Raw genomic sequence first — 12,088 nt, 5'->3', positions numbered from 1 at the left:
AATGGAGTTGATCATAGCTGGCGCTGCGGGTTCAGGGTCTGGCGACGTCAGGCGAGCCTGCGGCCAGTTGCGCTGACGGATAGACCGATTGCCATCCGCCGCCCAACGCCTTGTACAAACCGACCATCGCCAGGGAAACGCCGGTCGAGCTTTCCACCCATTGCTCCTGCGTGGCGAGCAAGGCGCTCTGCACGGTGAGGACGTTGACGAAATCGACCACGCCTTCGACGTATTGCTGTTGCGCGGTGCGCAGGGCGATCTGGTTCTGGCGCACGGCTTCGGCGAGGCTGTCGCGCCGGCGCTGGCTGGCGTTGTAGGCGGTCAGCTGGTCGTCGATTTCATGCCAGGCACGCAGCACAGTCTGCTGGTAGGCGATGGCCGCTTCTTGTTGCTGGGCTTCGCGCAGTTGCAGCATGCCGCGAAGGCGACCGCCGTCGAACAACGGCAAGCTGAATTGCGGGCCGATGGCAAAGGCACGCGAGCCCCATGAACCGAAATCGCTCAGCTGCATGGCCTGGGAACCGAGGTTGCCGGACAGGGTGATGCGCGGATAGAAATCGCCCTTGGCTACGCCGATGTTGGCGGTGGCGGCGTGCAGACGCGCTTCGGCCTGGCGGATATCGGGGCGGCGTTCGGCCAATTGCGACGGCAGGCCGATGGCGACTTGCAGTGGTGACTGCGGTACTGCCGCGTCTGTGGATAACGTTTGAGCGAGAGCTTGCGGTGGCTCGCCCATCAACAGACTGATCGCGTTGATCAGTTGCGCCTGACGCTGCTCGAGCGCCGGCAGCCGTGCCTCGATGGCGGCGACTTGCGCGGCGGCTTCGGCGACGTCCAGGTCGGTCGCCACGCCATCGGCCAGCCGCAGCTGCGAGAGTTTCAGGCTGTGGCGAGCGACGTCGAGGTTCTGCTCGGTGACGGCGCGGGTGTTCTGCACGCCGCGCAGCTGAATGTAGTTTTGCGCGGTGTCGGCGAGCACGGTCAGCAGTACGTCACGACGGTCGTTTTCTGCCACTTCGAGATTGGCATCAGCGGCTTCGGTTTCACGGCGCACGCGGCCCCAGAAGTCCAGTTCCCATGACGCCGAGAAGCCGGCATCCCACAGGTTGAAAGCCTCATCGCCGTTATTTCCCGATGGATCGTTCAAGCCTTTGCCACTGTTGCGTTTACGTGCGTAGCTGCCGGTGGCGGCGCTGTTCGGATAACGCTCGGCGGTGATCACCTGGCGCGCGGCGCGGCTTTGTTGCAGGCGGCTGCTGGCCAGTTGCAGGTCGAGGTTGCTGTTCAGCGCGCGCTGGGTGAGCGCGGAAAGTTGCGGGTCGTGGAAGGTTTCCCACCAGCGTTCGTTCAGGGGTTCGCTGACGGCCTGGCTCGGGGCGGATTGGCTCGGTTTGGCCCAGTCGGCAGGCTGCCTGGTTTCGGGTTTCTGAAAGTCCGGGCCGACGGTGCAGGCGCTGAGGCTGACTGCAAGCAAGGCACTCAGGGTGAGCTGCTGCCTATGCCCCCATCGCTGGCAAGCCAGCTCCCACAAGGATTGTGCAGGTTGTGCAAAATGGTTCAGCCTGCCAATGACCCCTGTGGGAGCTGGCTTGCCAGCGATGAGGCCAACCGATTCAACACCGATCATCGTTGCGTCACCTCGCGCCCGGACGCCTTCGAGCTGGCGGTATCAATACTCGCCTCCACCGACATTCCCACCCGCAAGCGCTCGGCCAGTGGCTGGCCCGGTTCCAGCATGATCTTCACCGGAATCCGCTGCACAACCTTGGTGAAGTTGCCCGTCGCGTTATCCGGCTTCACCGCCGCAAAGGTCACGCCAGTTGCCGGCGCAATGCTCTCGACGCGGCCGGTCAGGGCTTCGCCGCCCAAGCTGTCGACCCGCACTTGCACATCCTGACCCGGCTGCACGTCGGTCAACTGGGTTTCCTGAAAATTGGCGACCACATAAGCCTGCTGCAACGGCACCACCGCCAGCAGTTTGCTGCCCGGGGTGACGTAGGCACCGACACGCACCGCGCGCTCGCCGATCATGCCGTCCTGCGGCGCGGTAATGCGCGTGTAAGAGAGGTTGAAACTGGCGATTTCCAGTGCCGCCTGCGCGTGTTTCAGATTGCCTTCAGCGGCGTTGCGCTGGGCAGTGAGGATTTCGACTTGTTTGCGTTCGGCCGCCAGTTTCGCCGTCGCAGTGTCAAGGCGCGCCGAGGCCTGATCGATGCGCGTGCGCGCCTGCTGCGCGTTCTGCACGGTGCCAGCGCCGACACCGGCGAGATGGTTGTAGCGGTTCAGTTCCTGCTGCGCAAAAGCCATTTGCGCTTTGGCCGAGACCACGGTGGCCTGCGCCTGAGCGATCAGCGACGCCTGCCGCTCAAGGGTCGCATTGGCGTTCTGCAATTGCGCCCGCGCGACCAGGGTTTGCGCGTCCGCCGCTTCCGCCGCTGCGCGCAAATCACGGTCATCGATCAGCGCCAACAATTGCCCGGCCTTGACCTGCTGGTTGTCTTCGACCAGCACCTGCTTGATGAACCCGGCCACGCGCGGCACCACCAGCGTGTAGTCGGCGGAGACGAAGGCGTCATTGGTGGTTTGCTCGGTGCGTTGGCCGAACAGCCCGGGCATCGCCAGGTACACCAGCACGCCCACCGCCAGCGCGGCAGCCACGGCCACCGCGAGTTTTTGCTTGGATTGAGTCATAAAAAACCTTCAGTTTCAGTACAGCGATCAGGTCGGCGCGCGCGGCGGATAAATCCGCGTCGGCAGCCAGAAAATCAGCAGGATCAAAGCCACGGCGACGCCGGCCATGCACAGGTACAAATCGGACGAAGTCAGCACCACCGCCTGCTCGTGCACGCGGTGAGCGAGGCCCGAATCGCTGTGATCGGCCAGCGGCGAATTGCCCAGGCTGTCGACCAACATGGTCGAATGGAAATGCAGGCGCGCGGTGGTCAGCGCTTCGATCACGCCGGTGGCGACCACTGCGGCGAGACCTTTGACGGTGTTGAACCACGCCGACGCGAACGGCCCTTCCATCGGCGTGATACTGCCGGTCGACAACATCAGCAGTGGCAACACCGCCATCGGCTGGCCGAAAATCTGCAGCCATTGCAGGACGTAGAAGTCATCGCGAATCCACGCCGAAGTCAGGTGCGAACCACCGAGGCAAGACAGCGCGAGCATGCTCAGACCAATGCCAAGCACCCAGCGGCAATCGACCCAGCGCAAGTTGCATAGCGCCGCCACCAATGGCAGCGCGATCAACTGCGGCAGCGCGGCAATGAGCATGATCGGCGCGGTTTGCGCCGGACGATAACCCTGCACCTGGGCCAGATAACTCGACGGAATCAACACCACCGCCAGCAGCACGATCAGCACCCCGGCGAGGGTGATCAGGGCGAACAGCAGGTTGCGGATGCCGAGCATCTGCAGCTTGAAAAACGGAATCGGCTGCGACCACTCATTGATCATAAAAGCCACCAGCAGCAGCGAACCGGCACCGAGTAATCCACAGATCAGATTCGACTCGAACCAGTCCAGCCGATTGCCCTGCAACAGACCGATGACCAACATGCAGATCGCTGGAAAGCCCAGCAGCAGGCCTTTCCAGTTGAATGACTTGAGCCGCTCCAGCCGCAGCGGATCCTGCGGCAAGCCGTAGGCCACGGCAGCCATGGCGATCAGGCACGGCACGATGATCTGCCAGAAGGTCCATTGCCAGCCGACGTATTCGGTCCACAGCCCGGCCAACGGCGTGCCGAGTCCCGGGCCGAAAGTCGCGGTCAGTGCGTAGCCGGCCAGTCCGTAAAGTTTGATGTTCGCCGGGAGAAAGCGCAGCGCGACGGTCATCAGCATCGGCGGCAATGCACCGCCGGCGAGACCTTGGAGGATGCGCATCAGCAGCAGACTTTCGTAGTTCGGGGCGAACGGGCACAGCACGCCGAGCACGGTAAACAGACCGATGACGCAGAGGGTGAAGCGACGCAGCGAGAAGGTCACCGAGCACCACGGCGCAAAGGCCATGGCCGCGACCGACGTGGCGGTGTAGCTGGCGACCAGCCAGGTGCCTTCGTCGTAGCCGATGTGCAGCGCGCCGCGAATATCGGCGAGTGCGACTTTGGTGACCATCTCGTTGAGGCCCGAGACCAGCACGGCCAACAGCACGCCGACCAGACCAATGATGATCCGCGCCCCGAACACCGGTGGCGCAGCCGCCGTCGCCGGGCTGGTCGCGGCGAGAGGCGCCGAGACCGTCAGGAATGTCATGAATGAAAAGCTCCGGGGGTGAAATACCGGAGCATTTTAGTGGGGCTTGATGCTGACGAAAATTGACTTATTGGCAGGTTATAAGTGCATCAGACACAACGGTGAATGCCTATGTGGGAGCGAGCCTGCTCGCGAAAGCGGTGGACCAGCCGCCATTGAGGTGACTGACTCGACGCCTTCGCGAGCAGGCTCGCTCCCACAGGGATTCGATGGTGCCTGATGATTTACGGCTGTGCCGCCAGCCACGTTTCATCGCAGCAGGTCTTGAGGGTTTCGCGCAGCCAGCGGTGGGCCGGGTCCTTGTCGAAGCGCGGGTGCCAGGCTTGGGTCAGCATCAGCATTGGCAGCGGAATCGGCAGGTCGAATGAACGCAGTTTCAGGCCCAGCCGCCGCACGCTGAGCAGGGCTTCTTTGGGCACCGGCAGGATCAGGTCGGAGTCGGGCAAGGCAAACATCGCCGCGTGGAAGCTCGGCGCGATCACCGCCACCCGGCGCTCCAGCCCCAACGCATTCAACGCCGTGTCGATCGGGCCGCGAGCGATGCCACGCCGCGACATGCTGATGTGGGAAAAACCGGCGTAGCGCTCGGCCGTGATTTCGCCGTCGAGCAAAGGATGGTTCTCGCGCACCAAGCCGACGAAATGCGTGGAGAACAGGTTCTGTACCTTAACCTCCGGCGTGAGCGGACGGGTGTTGCTGACGCTCAGATCGATGCGTCCTTCGCGCAGCGCCTCATCGTCGCCATCGCCTTCCGGGACGAAGCGCAATTCGCAATGCGGGGCGAGCTGGTCGAGGGTGTCGAACAGCTTGCCGCCGTAAACGCCGACGAAGAAATCATTGGCGCGAATGCTGAAGCGCCGGCGCAAGGTGCCCAGCTCGACGCTGTCGGCGGAGCGAAACAACAGCGCCGCCTGCTCGACCACGTCGCGCACCTGTTCGCGCAGTTCGAGGGCTTTGGGGGTCGGCACCAGGCCACGCCCGGCGCGCACCAGAATCGGATCGCCGATGGCTTCGCGAATCCGCGTCAGCGTGCGGCTCATGGCCGCCGGGCTGAGGTTCATCCGCCGCGCCGCGCCGACCACACTGCCCTCGTCGAGCAAGGCATCGAGGGCGACCAGAAGGTTCATGTCCGGGAGTTGCATGCTGAGCACTCTTGGCTGATCTGGATTAATCCAGGCGCAATGCTAGCAAACATCCCTAAAGAGTGACGATGCCAGCGCTGGCCTCTTCGCGAGCAGGCTCGCTCCCACCTTGGAATGCGTTCTCATGTGGGAGCGAGCCTGCTCGCGAAGAGGCCGGCCCAGCCAACGAAGACCTCAGCGCTGCATACCCCAGCGCTTGACGGTCACGCGCTCGAGGGTGGCAAACACCAGATTTTCCACCAGCAGACCAATCAGGATCACCACCGCCAACCCGGCAAACACCTTGTCGGTGTACAGCTCATTGCGATTCTGGAAGATGTACCAGCCCAGCCCGCCCTTGCCGCTGGTCGCGCCAAACACCAGTTCGGCCGCGATCAACGTACGCCAGGCAAACGCCCAGCCAATCTTCAAACCGGCGAGAATCGACGGGAGTGCCGCCGGGATCAGGATGAACAACACAAGGCGCAAACCCTTGAGGCCATAGTTGCGCCCGGCCATGCGCAGCGTCTCGGACACACCGAGAAATCCGGCATAGGTGTTCAGCGCCAGCGCCCACAACACTGAATGCACCAGCACGAAAATCAGACTGTTCTGCCCCAATCCGAACCAGAGCAGCGCCAGCGGCAGCAGGGCAATCGCCGGCAACGGGTTGAACATCGAAGTCATGGTGCTGAGCAGATCACGTCCCAACTGGGTCGAGACCGCCAATGTCGTCAGGGCGAACGCGAGGACGATGCCGATCAGGTAGCCCTTGATCAGCACCACCAGCGAGATCCACACCTTGGCCAGCAGCTCGCCACTGAGCAGCCCGTCGAACAGGGCCTGCGCGGTTTGCAGAAAACTCGGCAGCATCAGGTCATTGTTCTGAATCCGCGCGACCACCTCCCAGATGATCGCCAGCACAATCAGGATCAGGCTTTTGCGCAACCAGCCCTGTTGCCACAGGCGCGTGCCAAGCGGCAACTCGCGCTCGACCGGCACTGCGGTCAGCGGCTCGAGCACGGTTTCGAATTCTTCACGCACGGATGATGAATGGCTCATCGGGTAGTCCTCCTGGCCGCTCAATAGGCGATGCGAACATCGTTGAAGTCGTGATCACATTCGGTCTCCGGCGCCTGGCCCTCATCGAACAGCAGACGATGAATGCGCCGCGCCGACGCCTGAAACGCCACGCCGCCGAGGCTGTGCAGATCGTATTGATGGCTGTGCACTTCGGCGCGCACCCGGCCCGGATGTGGCGACAACAAGAGGATGCGATTGCCCACCACCAGGGCTTCTTCAATCGAATGGGTGACGAACAACAAGGTGAAGCGCACCTCTTCCCAGAGCAGCAGCAACTCCTCCTGCATCTTGCGGCGGGTCAACGCATCGAGTGCAGCGAAGGGTTCGTCCATCAAAAGAATTTTCGGTTGCATGGCCAACGCCCGAGCGATCGCTACCCGCGCTTTCATGCCGCCGGACAAGGTGTGTGGATAGGCGTCGGCAAACGCCGCCAGGCCGACCTTTTCCAGGTAGTGCAGCGCGCGTTCTTCGGCGTCTTTCTTGCTCAAGGTGCGCGAGGCCAGCAGCGGGAACATCACGTTCTGCTTCACGGTTTTCCACGGCGGCAACTGGTCGAATTCCTGAAACACCACAATGCGGTCCGGCCCCGGCGCATCGACGCGCTGGCCTTGCAGGCGGATCTCTCCTTCGCAGGGCTGGATGAATCCGGCGACCGCTTTGAGCAAGGTCGATTTCCCGCAACCGGACGGGCCGAGCAGGACGAACCGATCAGCCGGGTCGACGGCGAAACTGACTTGGTGGGTGGCGCGCACCACGCGTTGCGGCGTGCGGTATTCGAGGCTGACGTGATCGACGGCCAGCAACGCTTCGCTGTGGGCGATCGGGTTGCTGGCCGCGTGGCCTGGCAAAGGGGCGTTCATGGTCGATCTCCGGCAAATCAGAAAGGCGCGTCGCCCTGGATAGTCGTGCGATACAGCTTGCGGCGCAGATGCGCGGGGCAGCCGGCGGCGAGGTGAATCAGCGAGCGGTTGTCCCAGAACACCAGATCATGCGGCTCCCATTGATGGCGGTAGATGTTTTGCGGCAGCACGCTGTGAGCGAAGAGTTCGCCGAGCAGCTGACGACTTTCGTCTTCCGGCAGACCGACGATGCGCGTGGTGAAGCCTTCGCTGACGAACAAGGCTTTGCGGCCGTTTTCCGGATGGGTGCGCACCACTGGGTGCACCACTTCGGCGACTTGGGCCAGTTGCTCTGGGGTCAGGGTCGGGCGCCAGTTGCCCTCGAATTTTGTCTCGCTGTAGCGCGCCGTGTAGGAATGCGCGGCAAAGCGCCCTTCAACCGCATTGCGCAACGCAGCCGGCAGGTTGTCCCAGGCTTTGTGCATGTCGGCAAACAGCGTGTCGCCGCCCTCGGCGGGCAGCTCTTGAGCGTGCAGCATCGAGCCGAGACTTGGCAGCTCTTTATAGGAAAGATCGGAATGCCAGAACTTGCCGGCGTCACCGAGACCGATGTTCTGGCCGTTCTCGATAATGTTGGAAACGATGAGGATTTCCGGGTGATTGGCCAGCAGGAACTGCTTGAGCACATGGATCTGCAACACGCCGAAGCGACGGCTGAAATCGATTTGCTGTTGCGGGGTGATCTGCTGATCGCGAAAGACCACGACGTGGTGATCCAGGTGCGCGCGGTGAATGCGCGCGAAGTCCTGATCATTGACCGGCCGGCGCAGGTCGAGGCCAACGATCTCGGCGCCGACGGCACCGCTGAAGGGGCGAATTTCGAAGATTTGCGGCGCGGCAGTTGCGGCGCTTTCGGTGGCAGTAGCGGCGGACATCAATCATCTCCCACGCACGGCGCGCTCGTGGACGCGCTCGTCGATCAGACACTCACGCTGGATTGCGTGTCGGTTCAGGTCGTGCGGCGCGCCGATTGGTCGGCAGGTACGCAGGTGGGTGACTTTATAGCTATAAAAACTGGAAATTAAATACCGTTAATGAATAACGATATGGCGAATGGTGAGGGGGTGGGTGACCATTTGTGTCACTTACCGACGGATATGTAGCGCTTCGGAGGACGCCTTCGCGAGCAGGCTCGCTCCCACAGTTGGAATGCAATCTCCTGTGGGAGCGAGCCTGCTCGCGAATAGGCCGTCACCAGCGCCGAAGATCTAGCGCTCGTGCAACGCCTCAGCCCGCGCCCGAATGATCGGCTTGAGCAAATAGCTCAACACCGACTTCTTGCCAGTGATGATATCCACCGAAGCGACCATCCCGGGAATGATCAGCAAAGGCTTTTCATCCGTGCCCAAGTGGCTGCGCTCGGTACGCACCTTGATCACGTAATAAGTGGTTTTCTTGTCTTCGTCGGTGATGGTATCCGCACCGATCTGCTCCAGCTGTGCCTTCAGGCCGCCGTAAATCGTGTAGTCATAGGCGGTGAATTTGACGATCGCTTCCTGACCCGGATGCAGGAACGCGATGTCCTGCGGGCGGATCTTGGCTTCGACCAGCAGGGTGTCATCCAGCGGCACGATTTCGACCATGTCGCTGCCCGGCTGGATCACACCGCCGATAGTGTTGACCAGCAACTTGTTGACGATGCCCCGCACGGGTGAGGTAACCAGCGTACGGCTGACGCGGTCTTCCAGCGCCTTGCCGGTGGCCTGGGCCTTGTTCAGATCGGTGCGGGCTTCGTTGAGTTGGGTCAGCGCTTCGCTGCGGAATTTGCCGCGGGTTTCGTCGATCTTGCGCTGCACTTCCTTGATCGCCGATTCCGCGCGCGGGATGGCCAGCGTGGTCGCGTCGAGCTGGCCACGGGTTTCCACTTCGGCACGCTTGAGGCGCAACACTTCCACCGGCGAGACCGCGCCCTGCGCCACCAGCGGCTCGGACATGTTGATTTCCTGACGCTGCAAACCGAGTTGCTGACGGTACTGCGCCTGCTTGGAGCTGAACTCACGCAGTTCCTGCTGACGCTGGATCAACTGCTCCTGCAAGCCGCCGATTTCATCGTGTAATTGCTGACGGCGGCTGATGTACAGCGACTCTTCGCTTTTCGCCTGACCCGGCACGGCTTTGAGTACGTCCTCGGGGAAATTCAGCGGACGATCATCGACTTCCGCGCTCAGACGCTCGACCCGCAGCAGCATCGACAGGCGATCGGCCTCGGTTTCGCCGACGTTGGAGGCAAAACGTGTGTCGTCGAGACGAATCAGCGGCGCGCCGGCCTCGACGATCTGGCCTTCCTTGACGAACAGCTCGGAGACGATACCGCCCTCCAGGTTCTGGATTTTCTGGATCTTCGACGACGGAATCGCCTTGCCGTCGCCCTTGGTCACCTCGTCGATCACGGCGAAGTTGGCCCAGAGCATGAGGAACACGAAAAAGCCGATGATCGCCCAGATGGTCAGGCGCACGACGCGCGGGGCGTCTTCGATCAGCGCCTTGTTGACCTCTGGCAGCGGCTGGCCCTGCAGCGAGGCAGAGCCCTTGAAGTAGCGACGGATCGACTCCTTGACACCGGACTTAAGCAACACTGATCTGCCCCTTCTTCAACGCTTCCATCACGGCGGCTTTCGGGCCGTCGGCGAGAATCTGCCCGCGATCGATCACCAGTAGGCGATCGACCAGCGACAACAGTGATGCCCGGTGCGTGACCAGCACCACGGTCTTGTTTTCAATCACTGCTGCGAGGCGTTGCTTGAGGCGCTCTTCGCCGGTGTTGTCCATCGCACTGGTTGGCTCATCCATCAGCAGAATCGGTGGATTGAGCAACAGCGCCCGGGCCAGGGCGACGTTCTGTCGTTGGCCGCCGGAGAGGTTCTGCCCGCGCTCGCCGACTTGCAGCTCGTAGCCTTGCGGGTGCAGACGGGCGAATTCGTGGACGCCGGCCAGTTCGGCGGCTTGCAGCACCAGCTCGTCTTCGACGTAACGCGCGCCGGACACCAGGTTGTCACGCAGGGTGCCGGACAGCAGCTGGATGTCCTGCGGTACGTAGCCGATGTTGTAGCGCAGTTCGCTGACGTCGATCTGGCGGATGTCCACGCCGTCGACCAGCAAGGCACCGTCGTCCGGTTGGTACAGGCCCACCAGCAGTTTCGCCAGCGAACTCTTGCCCGAGCCGCTGCGGCCGATGATGCCGATCTTCTCGCCGGGACGGATGACCAGGTTGATGTTCTTCAGCGCAGGGTTCTGCTGGTCCGGATAGGTGAAGCTGAGCTGACGGCATTCGATCGCACCCTGCAAAACCTTGCGGCTTAGCGGACGCTCTTCGAAATTGCGCTCCTGCGGCAGCTCCATCATCTGGTCGACCGAAGTCATGGTCACCCGCGCCTGTTGATAGCGCGTGAGAAGGCCGGACAGCGACGCCAGCGGGCTCAGCGCACGACCACTGAGCATGTAGCAGGCAATCAGCCCGCCCATGCTCAGGTTGCCGGCGATGATCTGGTACACGCCGAAGACGATCATGATCACCCCGGCCAGTTGCTGGATCAGCAAGGTGATGTTCATCGCCAGACCGGAGAGCATTTTCACTCGCAGCTCTAGGCGGCTGAGGGTGCCGATGGTCTGCTCCCACTGATACTGGCGCTCGCTTTCGGCGTTGTTGACCTTGACCGCGTCCAGACCGGCGAGGGTTTCGATCAGGCTCGACTGGCGCTCGGCGCCCAGCGCCATGGTCCGTTCCATGGTCGCGATCAACGGCTTCTGCAAGGCGTAGCCGATCAGCAGGGCAATCGGGAAAGCCAGCACCGGAATCCACACCAGATGCCCGCCGAGAATGGCGATGACGATGAAAATCAGGATGGTGAACGGCAGGTCGATCAGGCTGGTCAGGGTCAGCGACGCGAGAAAGTCGCGCAGGCTCTGAAACTCATGGATGTTCTGGGCAAAGCTGCCGACCCGCGCCGGGCGGTATTTCATCGCCATGCCGACAATGCGCTCGAACAGCGTGGCGGAGATGATCAGGTCGGTTTTCTTCCCGGCCAGATCCAGGCACAGGCTGCGCAGGCTCTTGAGGATCAAGTCGAAGATGTAAGCGCCGGTGATGCCCAGCGCCAGCACCCAAAGGGTTGCTTCGGCCTGGTTCGGCACTACGCGGTCGTAGACGTTCATCACGAACAGCGGCGCGGCCATGGCGATGATGTTGATCAGGAAACTGGCGGCGATCGCATCGGCATACAGCCAGCGCGAACGCTTGAGGGTGTCGCGAAACCACGAGCGTGCGCGCGGGATCAGCGTGCCGTGGTTGACGTCGAACTTGTGCTGCGGCTGGGCGAAGAACACTTTGCCGGTGTAATCGTCGCTCAGCAGTTCGCGGCTGACCACCGATTCGCCGCCATCGCTTTCGCTCAGCAGCACGCGTGCTTCGTTGTCGCCCTGCCAGCCGAGCAGGACGGCGCTGCGGCCATCCTTGAGCAGCAAAAGCGCGGGCATGGCGATCGCCGGAATTTCTTCGAGCTTGCGCTGCAATACCCGCCCCTGCAGCCCGGCGCGGGCCGCTGCGCGCGGCAGCAACTCGACACTCAAACGTTGTTTGGGCAGCGGCAGGCCGGTGGTCAGCATCGCCGCGCTGGCAGGCTTCTGGTGCAGCATGCACAGGGCGAGCAGACCATCCAGCAACGGATCGTCATGCAACGCGCGTGGATCATGGCTGAGTTGAACTCGACTGACTTCTGATTCCACGCTCGA

9 protein-coding genes are annotated in these 12,088 nt (G+C 62.4%); all 9 read right to left on the bottom strand.

Annotated features, from left to right (window positions below; translation table 11 throughout):
* Positions 1-31: 31 nt before the first annotated feature.
* Positions 32-1,627, bottom strand: a complete 1,596-nt coding sequence (locus tag AB4N41_RS09645) for an efflux transporter outer membrane subunit (protein ID WP_252877213.1) — start codon at positions 1,625-1,627, stop codon at positions 32-34.
* Positions 1,624-2,691, bottom strand: coding sequence for an HlyD family secretion protein (locus AB4N41_RS09640; RefSeq protein ID WP_150637840.1), 1,068 nt, complete (start codon positions 2,689-2,691; stop codon positions 1,624-1,626). The genes AB4N41_RS09645 and AB4N41_RS09640 overlap by 4 nt, the downstream gene beginning before the upstream one ends.
* A gap of 27 nt (positions 2,692-2,718) precedes the next feature.
* Entirely contained in the window at positions 2,719-4,257 is a 1,539-nt protein-coding gene (locus AB4N41_RS09635) for an MFS transporter (protein ID WP_252877212.1), read from the bottom strand.
* Between the two features lie 224 nt (positions 4,258-4,481).
* Entirely contained in the window at positions 4,482-5,399 is a 918-nt protein-coding gene (locus AB4N41_RS09630) for a LysR family transcriptional regulator (protein WP_016772273.1), read from the bottom strand.
* Between the two features lie 174 nt (positions 5,400-5,573).
* Complete coding sequence (locus tag AB4N41_RS09625) at positions 5,574-6,440, bottom strand: ABC transporter permease (protein ID WP_041477414.1); 867 nt, start codon at positions 6,438-6,440, stop codon at positions 5,574-5,576.
* A 20-nt stretch (positions 6,441-6,460) separates the two neighbouring features.
* On the bottom strand, positions 6,461-7,321 hold the full coding sequence (locus AB4N41_RS09620; RefSeq protein ID WP_236168265.1) for an ABC transporter ATP-binding protein: 861 nt from the start codon (positions 7,319-7,321) through the stop codon (positions 6,461-6,463).
* Positions 7,322-7,338: 17 nt separating this feature from the next.
* On the bottom strand, positions 7,339-8,235 hold the full coding sequence (locus AB4N41_RS09615) for a TauD/TfdA dioxygenase family protein (protein ID WP_150637834.1): 897 nt from the start codon (positions 8,233-8,235) through the stop codon (positions 7,339-7,341).
* Positions 8,236-8,568: 333 nt separating this feature from the next.
* Complete coding sequence (locus AB4N41_RS09610) at positions 8,569-9,936, bottom strand: HlyD family type I secretion periplasmic adaptor subunit (protein ID WP_024011116.1); 1,368 nt, start codon at positions 9,934-9,936, stop codon at positions 8,569-8,571.
* A complete protein-coding gene (locus AB4N41_RS09605; RefSeq protein ID WP_051600365.1) occupies positions 9,926-12,082 on the bottom strand; it encodes a type I secretion system permease/ATPase in 2,157 nt (718 codons plus the stop codon). Before AB4N41_RS09605 ends, AB4N41_RS09610 begins: the two co-directional genes overlap by 11 nt.
* Positions 12,083-12,088: the final 6 nt, after the last annotated feature.

Source organism: Pseudomonas sp. S2_A10 (genome assembly GCF_054668465.1).
This window is presented reverse-complemented; position numbering and strand designations above follow the sequence as displayed.